Origin of the sequence: Acidovorax sp. 107, from assembly GCF_003058055.1 — a bacterium.
Classification (GTDB): Bacteria; Pseudomonadota; Gammaproteobacteria; order Burkholderiales; family Burkholderiaceae_C; genus Acidovorax.
This window is the reverse complement of record NZ_QBTZ01000001.1, coordinates 1,508,084-1,523,308: the sequence shown is the minus strand read 5'-3', so window position 1 is coordinate 1,523,308 and position 15,225 is coordinate 1,508,084. Positions and strand designations below refer to the sequence as shown.

Here is a 15,225-nt window from a genome sequence, read left to right as displayed (position 1 = left end):
CGGTTTACTGCTGCCCGCGCTGGTAGCGGTTGACGGCGCGGTTGTGCTCCTCCAGCGAGGCGCTGAAGTGGCTGGTGCCGTCGCCCTTGGCCACAAAGTAGAGCGCGCGCGTAGCCTGGGGTTGCACGGCGGCCAGCAGCGAGGCCTTGCCGGGCATGGCGATCGGCGTGGGCGGCAGTCCCGCGCGGGTGTAGGTGTTCCAGGGAGTGTCGGACTGCAGGTCGCGCTTGCGCAGGTTGCCGTCGAACTTCTCGCCCAGGCCGTAGATCACCGTGGGGTCGGTCTGCAGCAGCATGCCCACCCGCAGGCGGTTGACGAACACGCCCGCAATCTGGCCCCGGTCGCTGGCCTTGCCAGTTTCCTTTTCGACAATGCTGGCCAGCGTCAGCGCTTCGTCCGCCGATTTGAGCGGGGTGTCGGCCGCGCGCTGGGCCCAGGCCGCCTCCAGATGGCGGTCCATGGCGTGCATCGCCCGGCGCAGCAAGGCAATATCGCTGGAGCCTTTGGCGTAGGTGTAGGTGTCCGGGAAGAACCGCCCCTCGGGCGCCACGCCGGGGCGGCCCAGCTGGGCCATCAGCGCCTCGTCGGTCAAGGCGGCAGCATCGTGTTTGATCTGCTCTTCCTTGGCCAGCGCCTGGCGCACCTGGCGCCAGTTCCAGCCTTCGACCAGGGTGAGTGCGCGCAAGGCCTCTTCGCCCCGGGCCAGCTTTTGCAGCAGGCTGATGGGCGTGGTGCCGGGCGGGATTTCGTAGTTGCCCGCCTTGATGGCACGATCTTGCCCCGAAACGCGGAACCAGGCATACAGCAGGCGCGCATCCGTCTTCACCCCGGCCGCCACCACATCGCGGGCCACGCCGCGCGGCGTGGTGCCGGGCTCGATGGCCAGCTCCAGCGGCTCGGGGCCCAGGTCCAGCGGCTGGTGCAGCCACCAATACGCAGCGCCGCCCAGTGCGATCCCCACCAACACGATCAAAGCCAGTAAACGTCGCACAACCCTGCTACCAATATGTATGAATCAGGGCATCATAATTCAGCGATGACCTACCCCTTGAATGGCATTGCCCCCCTGTCCCACCTCGGCGTGATTCGCGTGGAAGGCGAAGACGCCGCCAAGTTTCTGCACGGCCAGCTCACCCAGGATTTCGCCCTGCTGGGCATGGACCAGGCCCGCCTTGCGGCCTTCTTGTCGGCCAAGGGCCGCATGCAGGCCAGCTTCATCGGCTTCAAGCGCAGCGCCACCGAGGTGCTGCTGGTCTGCAGCCGCGACCTGCTGCCCGCCACGCTCAAGCGCCTGTCGATGTTTGTGATGCGCGCCAAGGCCAAGTTGACGGATGCTACCGGTGACTTCGCCCTGTATGGCATCGCTGGAGATGCTATCAATGCCGTAGCTGGCAGTGCCCAACCGGCCTGGACCAAAGCTGATTTTGGTACTGCAACGGTGGTGCACCTCTATCCCGCGGACCTCACCCCACGCGCCCTGTGGGTAGCCCCCGCCACAGAGCCCGCGCCCGCAGGCCCGGCGCTGGATGCGACGCTGTGGCTCTGGAGCGAAGTCATCAGCGGCGTCGCCACGCTGACCACGCCGGTGGTCGAAGCCTTTGTGCCCCAGATGCTCAACTATGAATCTGTGGGCGGCGTGAACTTCAAGAAAGGCTGCTACCCCGGCCAGGAAGTGGTGGCACGCAGCCAGTTCCGGGGCACGCTCAAGCGCCGTGCCTACATCGCCCACGCGGCGGCCGAGGTGGCGGTGGGAACCGAGGTGTTCAGCACCAGCGACCTGGAACAACCCTGCGGCACCGTGGTGCAGGTGGCCGCTGCGCCGGGCGGCGGATTTGACACCATCGTGTCGCTACAGATCAGTGCCGCCCAAGAGGGCGCACTGCAGGTGGGCGCAGCAGGCGGCGTGGCGCTGTCGTTGTTGCCCCTGCCCTACCCGCTGCTGGACGATATCTGAGCCAAATCGGGCGAATTTGCTAGTCGAACATGCTCGAGCAGCTCTCTTTTCAATAGCAAACCCTCAGAGCTTGCGGACCATGGCAATGTGCGCAATGCCCGCCTCTTCGTACGGCTCACCCACCACCGTGAACCCCGCACTGCGGTAGAAGCCCTCGGCGCTACGCTGGGCGTGCAATTGCACTTCGGCATCGCCCCGGGCGCGTGCAGCGTCCACCAGCGCATCCAGCAATTGACGGCCCCACTGCGCGCCGCGCACTGACCGGTCCACCGCCATGCGGCCGATGCGGCCCACGCCGGGTGACTGCTGCAGCAGGCGACCCGCAGCGACGGGCATGCCCAGCCGGTTGTACAGCACGGCGTGGCGCGCCGAGATGTCATGCCTATCGGCCTCAACCTCGGCCGGGATGCCCTGCTCGTGCACAAACACATCGGTGCGCACGCGGCCGGCATCGCGGCCCAGGGTGTTCCAGTCGCCCGTGCGCACCTCGGCCATCTCGGCGCCCGCTTCAAACCCTTCGAAGATCGCGCGCAGTGCGGGCGGCACCGGACGGGAGGTTTGCGTGGCCGGGTCGGCAAACACGTAGACCAGCTCGGCAGAGATCAGCAGGCGGTCGCCACAGAAAATGCCCGCCGTGAACAGGCACGACGAGTTGCCGATGCGCGCGCACTTCAGGCCCACGTCCAGCGTGTCATCAAGCCGCGCCGAGGCGTGGTACTCCACCGTGGCCTTCTTCACATACATCTCGCCGCCCAGCGCCAGCATGCTCGCCTCGTACGGCAGCGCCAGCGCGCGCCAGTACTCAGACATGGCGGTATCCACGTACATGAGGTAGTGCGCGTTGAACACGATCTTTTGCATGTCCACCTCGGCCCAGCGCACGCGCAGACGGTGGAAACAACGGAAATCAGTGCGTTGCATGGGTCTGTTTACTCCAGGTGAAAAGCCAGCCGCAGCGCACGGGCTGCATCGGCATGGGCCTTGCGCGCCTCGGGGATGGCGCGGCCCATCTTGATGAATTCGTGGGTCACGCCGCGGTAGATGTCCAGGTCCACCGGCACGCCCGCCAGGCGCAGCTTGTCGGCGTAGTCAACACCCTCGTCCACCAGCGGGTCGCATTCGGCCAGGCCAATCCAGGCGGGCGCAACGCATTCCACGTCCGGCGCCAGCAGCGGGGCAAAACGCCAGTCCTCGCGCTCCTCGCGCGTGGTCACATAGTTGCCGAAAAACCAGCTGATGGCGGGCTCTTCCAGCACCAGGCCGCGCGCAAAGGTGGCGTGCGAAGGCGTGTCCTGGTGTGCGGCGCAGCCGGGGTAGATCAGCAGCTGCAGCGCCAGAGGCAGGCCTGCATCGCGCGCCAGGATGGCATTGACGGCAGCCAGGGTGCCGCCTGCACTGTCGCCGCCCACGGCCAGCCGCTGCGGGTCTGCGCCCAGGCGCTCGGCGTTGGCAGCGAGCCATTGCAAGGAATCCCAGGCGTCATTGCTGGCCGTGGGAAAGCGGTGCTCCGGCGCCAACCGGTAATCCAGCGAGACCACCATGCAACCGGCCAGACGCGCCAGCTCGCGACACAGGATGTCGTGCGTGGCGATGTTGCCGATGGTGAAGCCGCCGCCGTGCGTGTACAGCAGCACGGGCAGGCCCTTATCGGTGTTGGGCGCGTACAACCGCGCGGGCAGTTGGGCGCCGTCGCGGGTGGGGATCTGCAGGTCTTCGACCCGCGCCAGCGCGGCCTTGGGCACCTCCAGCACGTCGGCACCTGCCTGATAGGCGATGCGTGCCTCTTGCGGCGTGCGCGTGTGCAGTGGTGGGTGCCCGGCGCGGGCCATGCGTTCGAGCACGCTGCGCATCTGCGGGGTCAGGCGGGTGTGGTGGATGTGCAGGTCGGTCAACGGTCGGGGTCTCGGCAAAAAAGACAACGGCCCGCACGGTGGTGGGCCGATCAGGGGTGGCTTACTTGAAACTCAGTCGCACGGGTGCTGCGCCGGGCAGGCCGTCATAGGTGGCAGTAACTGACAGGCCCGCCTTGGGCGGCAGCAGCGGCGAGAACGATCCCAGGCTGATCAGGTCGCCCGGCTGCATGGTCAGGCCTTCCTGCGCCAGCGCACCGGCCAGCCACACCACGGCATTGAGCGGATGGTCCAGGATGTCGCTGCCCTTGCCGCCGCCCAGGCGCGTGCCCGCGCCATCGGTCAGCGACACGTTCATGTCGGCCAGGGCTTTCAGCATCGCAAAACGTTCGCCACGGTACGCCGGAACGGCAATGGGGGCACCCGCCACACCCAGGCGCGCGCCCACATTGATGGCGGTCACGCCTGCTCCGTTGAGCTTGGGCGGCGCTTGCACCATCAGGTCAGGCAGTTCGATGAACGGAATGATCTGGTCCACCGCGTCCAGCACGTCCATGGGGGTCTTGGCCTGGTTGATGGCGGCGCTTTTCACGCGGACCAGCATGTCGGCCTCGTACAGGGGCCGGGCACCGAAAGCCGCATCCACCGTGGCGCCGCTGGGCAACACCATGCCCTCGTAAAGCTTGCCCCACACGGGCTTGTCGGTGTTGAAGCGCTTTTGCACGGCGGGGTTGGTCAGGCCCGCCTTGTAGCCAATCACCTTGCCCATGCGCTGGGCCAGCAAGGCGTTGACCTTGCCGCGTGTGCAGGCGCCGTCGGCGTCCGTGAGGTTCTCGGGGTTGGCTGCCGGGGTCTTGGCGACATAGGCGGCCACCAGGTCGGCGGCCTGCGCATCGGTCAGGCACTGGGCCTGGGCAGTTGTCACAGATGCGACGGCCACCAGGGCCGCCATCAGGGTTTGCTTCGTTTTCACGGCTGTCTCCTCCTTATAAAGTGGGCTCAGAATCCGTTCCAAGGGCTGGCGAGCTATCGTAATCGCTGGCACTCCCTTTCACACATCCTGTTGCACCATGGCTTTCATCTACTACGTCACCCAGATCCAGTTTGAATTCGGCGCCGTCCAACTGCTCAAGCAGGAATGCGAACGCGTGGGCATCACCCGTCCGCTGATCGTGACGGACCCCGGCGTGAAGGCCGCAGGCGTGCTGCAAAAGGCGCTGGATGCACTGCCCGGCATGACGGTGGCCGTGTTTGACCAGACCCCGTCCAACCCCACCGAAGCCGCCGTGCGCGCGGCGGTGGAGATGTACAAGGCCCAGGGCTGCGACGGCCTGATTGCCGTGGGTGGCGGCTCGGCCATCGACTGCGCCAAGGGCATCGCGATTGCCGCCACGCACGAGGGGCCACTGACGCACTACGCCACCATCGAAGGCGGCTCGCCCCGCATTACCGACCGCGCTGCGCCGCTGATCGCCGTGCCCACCACCAGCGGCACGGGAAGCGAAGTGGCGCGCGGCGCCATCATCATCGTGGACGACCACCGCAAGCTTGGCTTTCACTCGTGGAACCTGGTGCCCAAGACGGCCATCTGTGACCCCGAGCTCACGCTGGGCCTGCCCCCCATGCTCACCGCCGCTACGGGCATGGATGCGATTGCGCACTGCATGGAAACCTTCATGTCTGCCGCGTTCAACCCGCCCGCTGACGGCATTGCGCTGGACGGCCTGACTCGCGGCTGGGCGAACATCGAGCAGGCCACCAAAAACGGCAGCGACCGCGAAGCGCGCCTGCACATGATGAGCGCCAGCATGCAGGGCGCCATGGCCTTCCAGAAGGGCCTGGGTGCCGTGCACTCGCTCAGCCACAGCCTGGGCGGCGTGAACCCGCGCCTGCACCACGGCACGCTCAATGCCATGTTTTTGCCCGCCGTGGTGCGCTTCAACGCGCAGGCCGAATCGGTACAGAAAGAAAAGCGCCTGGAGCGCATGGCCCACGCCATGGGCCTCAAGTCTGCGGGCGATATCCCCGAGGCCATCCGCGACATGAACGCCCGCCTGGGCCTGCCCACGGGCCTGGCGGCCATGGGTGTGACAGAGGCGATGTTCGACGACATCATCAAGGGCGCCATGGCCGACCATTGCCACAAGACCAACCCGCGCGTCGCCACACCTGGGGAATACCGCGACATGCTGGCCCAGTCGCTCTGATCCACCGCCCCACTAAAGACACACGCCGCGCCTGCACCCGGCCGTAGCGGCGTGGCGGTTTGCGCACCAAGGCCCGGGGTGCACGCTGCGTTGGCCTGGGTGGCAATCACCAACAGTCACAGGTGTGCAACACCCGCGCAAACTGCGCTGTCCAGAATTCGGCTCACAACTTCTTACACGCTAGACTCCTCCCCGACAAGAATTAATTAACCATTCATTACCCTGGGGTTGTAGGGGGAGGACCGCCGTCAATGCGTACTGGAAATCTCACCGTCTGGCTTCTTCGAGGCACCTACCCCAGGCTGTACGTGCCCATCGTGGCGATCATTCTGCTGGTCACCGGGGTGCGTTACCACTACCTGCTGGCGGCAGAAACCGACGAGGCCCAGCAACAGGCCACCACCGAGCTGCGGCGTACCAGCGACCCCCTGCTGCTGCACCTGGCAACGTTGCCCGCGCCCGCTGCAGATGCCGTCACCCGCGCCATGACCGAGGCGCTTGCACAGGCGGCACCGGGTATTGCCTCCCTGAAGTGGCAGGCCGCAGATCAGCCTCCCATTGAGGTCACCGCCCCCCCCTACCCCGCCGTTGCTCCTCAGTGGTTCGCCCACGGGCTGGATCTTTCCGCTCCCGTGCAACAGTCGGGCCTGACACTCGCTGACGGCACATCGGGGCGGTTGACGATCACCGCGCACACCCAGTCGCTGGTGGACCAGGTCTGGGCCACGGTGCTGGTGCAGGCACGTATCTCGGCGCTCAACATCTTCACCATCCTGTTCCTGCTGACGCTGCTGCTGCGCGCCAATGCCCGCATGTTGCAACGCCTGGCCCAGGCCACCGACTCGTTTCGCCAGGGCTATCTGAGCACCCGCATGGAGGTCACCGGCACGCTTGAGTCCCGCGCCATGGCCGAGACCTTCAACGACATGGCGGGCAAGGTGCAGTCCCTGGTGTTGTCCCTGCACGAAACGCAGCGCCAGCAGAGCGAGCAACTGCACTTCACCCGTCAGTTGATCGATGCCCTGCCCCTGCCTGTGTTTGTGCGCCATACCGACGGCACCTACCTGGACGCCAACCGCGCCTGGCAGCGCCTGTTCCATTCCCAACCGGGCGCTGACGGCGCCGCAGGTGCCAGCCTGCCTGCCGAACTGGCCCCGGAACGGTCGGCCCACGTCGCCAGCGCACAAGACAACGAGATCCGCATCCGCCCGCCCCACCAGCCCCCACTGGACATGGCCTACTACGAAGCGCCGTTCACCAGCACCAACGGCGAGCTGGCCGGCACCATCGGCACGCTGGTGGACGTGACGGAGCGCAAACGCGCCCAGGAGGCCCTGCGCGCCGAAAAAGAACGTGCCGAAATCACCCTGGCCTCCATCGGCGACGGCGTCATCACCACCGACCTGGGCGGGCGCATCGAGACCATCAACGAAGCCGCACAGCTCATGACCGGGTTCACTGCTGAGCAGGCGCTGGGCCGGCAGCTGGACGACGTGTTTCGCCTGTACGAAGAGCCGGCCAGCCGCACGGCCAGCGCCGCCGCCGAACGCGACACGCAGCCAGGCGTGCTGCAACAGGCCACCTACGAGGTGTTGATCCACCGCTCTGGCGAGCGCTACGCCATCGAGTACACGGCGGCCGCCATCCGCGAGGGCAGCGGCCACGCCACAGGCTGCGTGCTGGTGTTCCGCGACGTGACCGAAACACGCAACCTGCGCCACCAGATCTCCTGGCACGCGCGCCACGATGCGCTCACTGGCCTTTACAACCGCGCGGCGCTGGCCGAAAAGCTCACGCACGCCCTGTTTGTGGCCCGCAACCATCAGCTGCTGCTGGCGGTGTGCATGCTGGACCTGGACCACTTCCAGGCGGTGAACGACACCTTTGGACAGCGCGTGGGCGACCGCCTGCTCAAGGAAGTGGCCCGACGCCTGGGCGCTTTCATCGCGGCCCATGAAGCCGTGGCCCGCATGGGCGGCGACGAGTTTGTGCTGCTGCTGGGCGAACAGCCCGATGTGCCCGCCATCGAGGCGCGCCTGGCCGTGCTGATGCAGCAACTGGCCGCGCCCTACGCGATTGACGACCGCCTGGTGAACATTACCGTCAGCATTGGCGTGGCCGTGTTTCCGCAGGACGACGCCAACCCCGACACCCTGCTGCGCCACGCCGACCAGGCCATGTGCCAGGCCAAGAGCTTCGGGCGCAACCAGCTGCACGTGTTCGATGTGCAGCACGACCACGCCGTGCAGACCCAGCACACCCGCCAGACCCGGGTGGCCCGCGCACTGCACGCGGGCGAGCTGGTGCTGCACTACCAGCCCAAGGTCAATCTGCGCACCGGCGAGATCATTGGGCTGGAAGCCCTGCTGCGCTGGCAACACCCGCAAGAGGGGCTGCTGGGCCCGCAGCACGTGCTGCCGCTGGTGGAGGACACGGACCTGCAGGTTGAACTGGGCGAATGGGTGCTGCGCCAGGCCCTGGCGCAGATGCGGGTGTGGAGCGATGCGGGCATGGGCTGGGAGGTCAGCGTCAACATCGCGGCGCCCCACTTCCACCGGCCCAACTTTGTGCAGCGGCTCAAGGACATCCTGCACACCTGCCCCGAGGTGTCTCCCTCGCGGCTGGAGCTGGAGATCCTGGAATCCGCCGCGCTCGAAGACATGCAGTACATGCGCCGCATGATGCAAAGCTGCCAGGCCCTGGGCGTGCGTTTTGCGCTAGACGACTTTGGCACCGGCTTTTCGTCCCTGTCCTACCTCAAGCGCCTGCCCGCCGAGACCATCAAGATCGACCAGTCCTTCGTGCGCGGCATTCTGGAGGACGGCGACGACCTCACCCTCGTCCAAGCCATCGTGGCGCTGGCGGCTGCGTTCCACCGCCACGTGGTAGCCGAAGGCGTCGAAACCGCTGAGCATTGCGCCAAGCTGCTGGAGCTGGGCTGCGAGCGCGCGCAGGGTTATGGCATTGCCCGGCCCATGCCCGCGGCCGATGTGCTGCCTTGGGCCCGAGACCACGCTGCGCGCCATGCTGCCCGGGCGGTGCAGGAGGCGGCACGTCGCCCTGCTTCGACCTAAGAACCTGTTCAAAGTCTTTTTGGAAATTGCATTGAAGTGCAATCGGGATGAGTGGATGCTTCGGATGCGCCGCATGGGCTCGTGCCCATGCAAGCAGCCGGGGCGTCCAATCGCCCTATTTCACTCCAACCCTGCGGGCAAGTGCCTTGCCGGGCGGTCTGCGGCGTTGCGGCGCTTGCCGATAGCACGGGCTATCGGCGGCGCACCGCGCCTTGCATCCCATCCCGGCAAGGTACTTGTGCAACTCCAAAAAGACTTTGAACAGGTTCTGAGAGCCAGCAGCCAGCGCAAGAGACCCAACGAGCCCCAGAGGCGCGTCCGCCCTGGCAGCCTACAGCGGCCGCACCGCGCCCATGTCAGGCCGCTCCAGCCATTCGCGCCACTCATCCACCAGTTGCTGGCTGGCACGCGTGGCCGACAGCCACGCTTTCGCTCGTGCGCGGCTGTCTGTGCCGTAATGCGTGAAATCGTTGCGGTCGGGCAGCTTGGCGTTGGGCAATCGGCGCACCCAGTCCGGGTCGGGTGACAGCACCACCATGTTGTCGAGCGCCGACGTGGCCTTGTGGCGCCACTTCAGCCCCTTGTCCAGCCAGCCCGGCACCACACGGTGCTGGAAGTGGGGGTAGAGCACGATGCCACCAGCACCCGCGCGCAGCGGCTCGGACGCAGATTTGAAGCCTTTTCCGCCGGAAGCGCTAGGGCTCATTGCCTGAGCAGCTATCAATTCAGAAGCATCTTCGTTCGGCAGACCATAAGCAAGATGCAGGTGGTAGTCGGTGATGCCGCCATCCCAGTAAGCACCCCGGGGCGCACCCGGGATGTTGTGCACGGCCTGCAGGACAAACGGGATCGAGCAACTGGCCTGGAGCGCTTGCATGAAGTTGTCTGCGCTCAGCCCGACCTGCCGGGTGCGGTAGTCGGTCGTGGCAAAAGGCAAGGCCGCGCCTGACGAGGAAAACACCACCCGCTCCAGCCAGGCCCCCATCGCCTTGCGGTGCACGGTGTTGGTCACGAACGCCCCCAGATAACCGAGTGGCGTGCCCAGCGCATGTTCGCGCCCCAGCACATGGCGGCCCCGGGACGTGACGATGTGCAGGCGGTAGCGCGGGTGGCTCAGCACTTCCTGCACCCGCCCGCCGTAGAAGGCCTCCAGGTTCTGGCCGAACCGCTCACTCACATGGGCGGCTGTGGGGCGCTTTTTGCCGGGTGGCAGCTCGTAGTCCTGGTGGATGTAGTCGTGTTCCAGCCGCTCAAAGGCTGCCACCGATTGCTGCAGGCAGGCCGTGGCCATGCGCCAGGCGCCGATGGAGGCGCCCACCAAGTGCACGGGCTGGTCTGAGCGCGGCAGCCATTCCCCAAAGATGAACCGGTCCATGGGCCCCAGGATCAAGCCCTTGGGCCCACCGGCTGCCGCCGGAATCACGCCCACATCCGCGGGCTGCAGGCCCTGTTGTTCCAGGTGTTGGCGGGCGCGGGGGCCGGCGTGGATGCGCAGTGCTTTCATGGCGTTGATTGTCGCAAAGCGGCAATTCGCACCTTCACCACACACTGTCGCCCAGCCGACGACGACCTCACCATCCCAAGCACTGCAGGCCTGCCTCTAGCGGGGTAAAGCGAAGCTACACGACGAAATCCGCCGCCTCGGGCCGGGCCGTCCAGTCAATGGGGTCTTGCTGCAGCACCATGTCAATGTCGAGCCCCAGGGTCAGCCCCACTTCGCCGGGGAAGGACACCGCCAGCTCCTTTTCGTTCAGCTCGGCTTCGCGAGCGCGGGCACGCCATGCGGCCAGGTGGATAACGCCCGCCAGCGGTTCGTAGACCTTGTTGTCAAACGGCGCATGCTGGTGTTGCAGGGCATCGATCACCACCTCGGGCAATTGCCAGCGGCGTGCACAGTCCGCCGTGACCTGGCCGTAGCTGTAGCCAAAAATGCGCTGCTCGATCTTGTCGCGGCGCAGATCAAATGGCGCCACCAGGGTGTTGACTGACTGGGCCTTCTCGGGGTCCGCCAGATGGATCACCAGCTCGCCCAAGGCATGCAGCAAACCGGCGGTATAGGCCGCGATCTGGTTGTGGTGGACGATGCCCGCTAGCGACCGCGCGAGCTTGGCTGTGTTGAGGCTGTAACGCCAGAACTGCTGCATGTTCACCCCGGGCACCGAGCGTGACGTGGTGCCCAGCGGTGCCGAGGTGACCAGCGTGCGCAACTGTGCGGTGCCCAGTAGCGCCAGTGCCTCGGGGATGCCCGCGATCTGCCCGGGCAGCTGGAAGGTGGGGGAGTTGGCCAGCTCCAGCAGGCGCGCCGCCAGGGCGGGGTCGGTGCCGAACAGTTGGTTCAGGCGCCGCAAGCTGGGCTCAGGGTGGGCCAGCTCGCTCATCAGCAACGCCACGGCGCGCGGAAGGCTGGGCAGTGCCACAGGTTGGGCCAGCAGTGCGTTCAACTCCATGGGGTACGGCGCCGGTGGTTGGTTCAGGTGCTTGCGATTATGGGGCCCTGTACGGCCAAAACACCACCGGCCACACAGCGGGCGGCGTCAGCGGCCCTTGACCTGTTGCAACTTCGCAAACGCCGACGCCATGGCCGACTGCTGCGCGGGCTCGGGCGCTCGGCGCTGGGGTTGTGCGTAGCCCCGGCCAGCGCCCTCAAAGCGGTTGTCACGGGGTGCACCGCGGTCACCGCCCTGGCGTGGTGGCGCGGCATCCAGCTTCATCGACAGGCCGATGCGCTTGCGCTCCACGTCCACCTCCATGACCTTGACCTTGACGATGTCGCCGGTCTTGACCACCTCGCGCGCGTCGTTCACAAATTTGTGCGCCAACTGGCTCACATGCACCAGGCCATCCTGGTGCACCCCAAGGTCGATGAAGGCGCCGAACTGGGCCACATTGCTCACCGTGCCTTCGAGGATCATGCCTTCCTTGAGGTCCTTGATGTCTTCCACGCCATCGTTGAAGCGGGCCACCTTGAAGTCGGGGCGCGGATCGCGGCCTGGCTTTTCCAGCTCGGCCAGGATGTCCTTGACGGTGATGACGCCAAACTTCTCGTTGGCGAACAGCTCGGGCTTCAGGGTCTTGAGCATGTCGGCGCGGCCCATGATCTCGGCCACCGGCTTGCCCGTCTTTTCCATGATCTGCTCGACCACCGGGTAGGTCTCGGGGTGAACACCCGTCATGTCCAGCGGGTTGTCTCCGCCACGAATGCGCAAGAAGCCTGCGCTCTGCTCAAAGGTTTTGGCGCCAAGGCCCGCCACGTCCATGAACTGCTTGCGGCTCTTGAACGCACCGTTGGCCTCGCGCCAGCGGACCACCGCCTTGGCCACGCTGCCCGACAGCCCCGACACGCGGCTCAAAAGCGGCACGCTGGCCGTGTTCAGGTCCACGCCCACGGAGTTCACGCAGTCTTCCACCACGGTGCCCAGGGTACGTGCCAGCTCGCTCTGGTTCACGTCGTGCTGGTACTGGCCCACGCCGATGCTTTTGGGGTCGATCTTCACCAACTCGGCCAGCGGGTCCTGAAGGCGGCGGGCGATGGAGGCGGCGCCGCGCAGGCTCACGTCCACATCGGGCATTTCTTGCGAGGCATATTCGCTGGCGGAGTAGACAGACGCGCCCGCCTCGCTCACCACCACCTTCTCGATGGCGCGGTCGGCCTTGGCGGCCATCTTGATCAGGTCGGCGGCCAGCTTGTCCGTCTCGCGGCTGGCCGTGCCGTTGCCAATCGCAATAAGGTTCACACCGTGCTTTTCCACCAGCTTGGCCAGCGTATGCAGCGAGCCTTCCCAGTCGCGGCGCGGCTCGTGAGGGTACACGGTCGCGGTCTCCACCAGCTTGCCGGTGGCGTCCACCACAGCCACCTTGACGCCGGTGCGGATGCCCGGGTCCAGACCCATCACCACGCGCGGGCCGGCCGGTGCGGCCAGCAGCAGGTCGCGCAGGTTGTCGGCAAACACCTTGATCGCCACCTTCTCGGCCTCGTCGCGCAGGCGGGCAAAAAGGTCGCGCTCGGTGGAGAGGCTGAGCTTCACGCGCCAGGTCCAGGCCACGCACTTGCGGATCAAGTCGTCCGCCTTGCGGCCCTGGTGGCTCCAGCCCAGGTGCAGGGCGATCTTGCCTTCGGCGATGCTGGGCTTGCCGGGTTCGGGCTCCACGGGCAGCACCAGCTTGGCTTCCAGAATCTCCAGCCCACGGCCCCGGAACACCGCCAGCGCGCGGTGCGAGGGCACGCGGCCAATGGGTTCGTCGTAGTCAAAGTAGTCGCGGAACTTGGAGACCTCGGGGTCGTTCTCGTTCTTGCTGTCCACCTTCTTGCTGCGCAGCAGGCCTTCGGCCCACAGCCACTCGCGCAGGTTTTGCACCAAGGCCGGGTCTTCGGCCCAGCGCTCGCTCAAGATGTCGCGCACGCCGTCGAGCACGGCAGGCACAGTGGAGAAATCAGCACCGGGCTTGCCGTCGTCCAGCACTTCGGGCGGCTTGGTGAATGCGGCGGCCTCCACAGCCGGGTCCAGCGTGGGGTCGGCAAACAGCTTGTCGGCCAGCGGCTCGATGCCAAATTCGCGCGCGATCTGGCCCTTGGTGCGGCGCTTTTGCTTGAACGGCAGGTAGATGTCTTCCAGCTCCTGCTTGGTGGGCGCGGCGGCGATGGCGGCGCGCAGCGCGTCGGTCAGCTTGCCTTGTTCGTCGATGGCCCGGAGCACTGCCACGCGGCGGTCTTCCAGCTCGCGCAGGTAGGACAGGCGCGCCTCCAGCTCGCGCAGCTGGATGTCGTCCAGCCCGCCCGTCACTTCCTTGCGATAGCGCGCAATGAAGGGCACCGTGGCACCGCCATCCAGCAGCTCCACCGCTGCGCGCACCTGTTGTTCACTGACTTTGATTTCTGCGGCCAACTGCCGAACGATCTGCTGCATGGGTGGGACGGACTCTCTGAGACTCGGTCAAACAAAAAAGCGAAGCGCGCGAGTTTGCCACAGGCGGTTTGGCAGCCCGGCGACGGGTCGACGGATTGTTCTCAATACTGGAACAGTTAGTTTGCGACTGGGTGGTTTTTCCCTGAACACCATCGGCGTACAGTTCATCCCATCGATGAGCCGAACCCGCAAGGCGACTCACCGAACCCGGTTCAGGAATGGTTTTTGACCCGGCTTTTTTGAGACGCTTTTTAACTTTCAAGGATTTTCATCATGAACAAGACCGCTCGTTTCCTCTCCGTCGCCGCTGTTGCCGCTTTCGCCGCTTTTGGCGCCCATGCTGATGAAGCCGATGGCTCGCAATTTGCCCTGAAGTTCGACACGAACCGCACCCGCGCTGAAGTGGCTGCCGAAGCCGTCACCGAAGCCCGCACCCACAACATGGAACCCGCAGGCTCGCGCGTGGTGACCTACAAGTCCACCGCTGACCGTGCTGCCGTGCGTGCCCAGGCTGCCGAAGCCGTGCGCACCGGCCAGATCCCTTCGGGCGAATTCAGCGCCATGTAATTTGGCAGACCAACTGCTGAGATTGGTTTGAAGCAGTTGCGGGACTTCCCATGGTGGTGGCACTTCGCGCGGTGCGGGTGCTGCTGCCATGGGGAGTGTTAACTGAACCGCAGGGGCGGGCAGGCAAAAAGGGCTCCCTTGTGGAGCCCTTTTTGTTGGCGGACTGCATGGGCTTGCGGGCAGTCACACGCTCGGCACGGCCAGCCCTTCATAGAATGAAGGACTGTTCACACGCCGTTCCATGTCCCTTCCCCCCTTCCCCATACGCACCGAATGCCCTCCCGGCACCTGCGTGTGCGACCGGGATGCGCTACTGCAGACGCCAGGCAGCGATGTGCGCATCCTGATGCTCACGCGCGGCGAAGAAAAGAAGATGCTGGAGCGCCTGGAGAACCTCGGCAGCCTGGCCGACCTGCGGAGGATGCAGGAGCGCATGGAGCAGCAATTGGGCATTCGCCTGTCCATCACCCAAAGCCCGAACGAGGTGCGCAGCCTCCGCGGCATTGCGATCTTGGTGCACGAACAGCCGGGGTTGTGCCGCAAGACGCGGCAAGCCATTCCGGCAGCCATCAAGAAAAGCATGGACGCCCACCCCCAGATCACGTTTGACCTGCTGGACGAGAGCGGGTTGTTTGGCGGCTCGTAGCGTCTCGGCCCGCTAGCACTGCT

The 15,225-nt window shown here is 65.9% G+C and carries 12 protein-coding genes; 5 read left to right on the top strand and 7 right to left on the bottom strand.

Annotated elements, in window-relative coordinates; genetic code table 11:
• Positions 1-4: 4 nt before the first annotated feature.
• Positions 5-991 (bottom strand): endolytic transglycosylase MltG, encoded by a 987-nt coding sequence (mltG, locus tag C8C99_RS07250; RefSeq protein ID WP_304529395.1) that lies wholly within the window; start codon positions 989-991, stop codon positions 5-7.
• Positions 992-1,036: 45 nt separating this feature from the next.
• Here mltG and C8C99_RS07245 point away from each other — a divergent pair, with 45 nt between their 5' ends.
• Positions 1,037-1,954, top strand: coding sequence for a folate-binding protein YgfZ (locus C8C99_RS07245; protein WP_108625364.1), 918 nt, complete (start codon positions 1,037-1,039; stop codon positions 1,952-1,954).
• A gap of 63 nt (positions 1,955-2,017) precedes the next feature.
• On the opposite strand, the gene C8C99_RS07240 is transcribed toward C8C99_RS07245, so the two are convergent.
• The 3 genes from C8C99_RS07240 to C8C99_RS07230 form a co-directional block, all read right to left on the bottom strand.
• Positions 2,018-2,875 carry a YbgC/FadM family acyl-CoA thioesterase gene (locus C8C99_RS07240; RefSeq protein ID WP_108625363.1) on the bottom strand — a complete coding sequence of 286 codons (858 nt, stop codon included), beginning with the start codon at positions 2,873-2,875 and terminating at the stop codon, positions 2,018-2,020.
• Positions 2,876-2,883: 8 nt separating this feature from the next.
• On the bottom strand, positions 2,884-3,846 hold the full coding sequence (locus C8C99_RS07235) for an alpha/beta hydrolase (protein ID WP_108625362.1): 963 nt from the start codon (positions 3,844-3,846) through the stop codon (positions 2,884-2,886).
• Between the two features lie 61 nt (positions 3,847-3,907).
• A complete protein-coding gene (locus tag C8C99_RS07230; protein ID WP_108625361.1) occupies positions 3,908-4,777 on the bottom strand; it encodes a 2-keto-4-pentenoate hydratase in 870 nt (289 codons plus the stop codon).
• A gap of 97 nt (positions 4,778-4,874) precedes the next feature.
• On the opposite strand from C8C99_RS07230, the gene C8C99_RS07225 reads away from it, so the two are divergent.
• Complete coding sequence (locus tag C8C99_RS07225; protein ID WP_108625360.1) at positions 4,875-6,011, top strand: iron-containing alcohol dehydrogenase; 1,137 nt, start codon at positions 4,875-4,877, stop codon at positions 6,009-6,011.
• Between the two features lie 251 nt (positions 6,012-6,262).
• On the top strand, positions 6,263-9,085 hold the full coding sequence (locus C8C99_RS07220) for an EAL domain-containing protein (RefSeq protein ID WP_108625359.1): 2,823 nt from the start codon (positions 6,263-6,265) through the stop codon (positions 9,083-9,085).
• A 331-nt stretch (positions 9,086-9,416) separates the two neighbouring features.
• Here the strand turns inward: C8C99_RS07220 and C8C99_RS07210 are convergent, their stop codons facing one another.
• From C8C99_RS07210 to C8C99_RS07200, 3 genes are all read right to left on the bottom strand, one after another.
• On the bottom strand, positions 9,417-10,589 hold the full coding sequence (locus tag C8C99_RS07210) for a patatin-like phospholipase family protein (RefSeq protein ID WP_108625358.1): 1,173 nt from the start codon (positions 10,587-10,589) through the stop codon (positions 9,417-9,419).
• Positions 10,590-10,704: 115 nt separating this feature from the next.
• Positions 10,705-11,532, bottom strand: a complete 828-nt coding sequence (locus C8C99_RS07205; protein ID WP_108625357.1) for an HDOD domain-containing protein — start codon at positions 11,530-11,532, stop codon at positions 10,705-10,707.
• An 87-nt stretch (positions 11,533-11,619) separates the two neighbouring features.
• A complete protein-coding gene (locus C8C99_RS07200) occupies positions 11,620-13,989 on the bottom strand; it encodes a Tex family protein (protein WP_108625356.1) in 2,370 nt (789 codons plus the stop codon).
• 273 nt (positions 13,990-14,262) lie between these two features.
• Between C8C99_RS07200 and C8C99_RS07195 the strand changes: the two genes are divergently transcribed.
• On the top strand, positions 14,263-14,556 hold the full coding sequence (locus C8C99_RS07195; RefSeq protein WP_108624899.1) for a DUF4148 domain-containing protein: 294 nt from the start codon (positions 14,263-14,265) through the stop codon (positions 14,554-14,556).
• 241 nt (positions 14,557-14,797) lie between these two features.
• Positions 14,798-15,202, top strand: coding sequence for a hypothetical protein (locus C8C99_RS07190; RefSeq protein ID WP_108625355.1), 405 nt, complete (start codon positions 14,798-14,800; stop codon positions 15,200-15,202).
• The last annotated feature ends 23 nt before the right edge of the window (positions 15,203-15,225 follow it).

Bases quoted from the DNA above. Each gene is read 5' to 3' on its own strand.
- C8C99_RS07245 (WP_108625364.1), top strand. From the start codon at position 1,037: ATGACCTACCCCTTGAATGGCATTGCCCCCCTGTCCCACCTCGGCGTG.
- C8C99_RS07240 (WP_108625363.1), bottom strand. From the start codon at position 2,875: ATGCAACGCACTGATTTCCGTTGTTTCCACCGTCTGCGCGTGCGCTGG.
- C8C99_RS07225 (WP_108625360.1), top strand. From the start codon at position 4,875: ATGGCTTTCATCTACTACGTCACCCAGATCCAGTTTGAATTCGGCGCC.
- C8C99_RS07220 (WP_108625359.1), top strand. From the start codon at position 6,263: ATGCGTACTGGAAATCTCACCGTCTGGCTTCTTCGAGGCACCTACCCC.
- C8C99_RS07210 (WP_108625358.1), bottom strand. From the start codon at position 10,589: ATGAAAGCACTGCGCATCCACGCCGGCCCCCGCGCCCGCCAACACCTG.
- C8C99_RS07205 (WP_108625357.1), bottom strand. From the start codon at position 11,532: ATGGAGTTGAACGCACTGCTGGCCCAACCTGTGGCACTGCCCAGCCTT.
- C8C99_RS07200 (WP_108625356.1), bottom strand. From the start codon at position 13,989: ATGCAGCAGATCGTTCGGCAGTTGGCCGCAGAAATCAAAGTCAGTGAA.
- C8C99_RS07195 (WP_108624899.1), top strand. From the start codon at position 14,263: ATGAACAAGACCGCTCGTTTCCTCTCCGTCGCCGCTGTTGCCGCTTTC.
- C8C99_RS07190 (WP_108625355.1), top strand. From the start codon at position 14,798: ATGTCCCTTCCCCCCTTCCCCATACGCACCGAATGCCCTCCCGGCACC.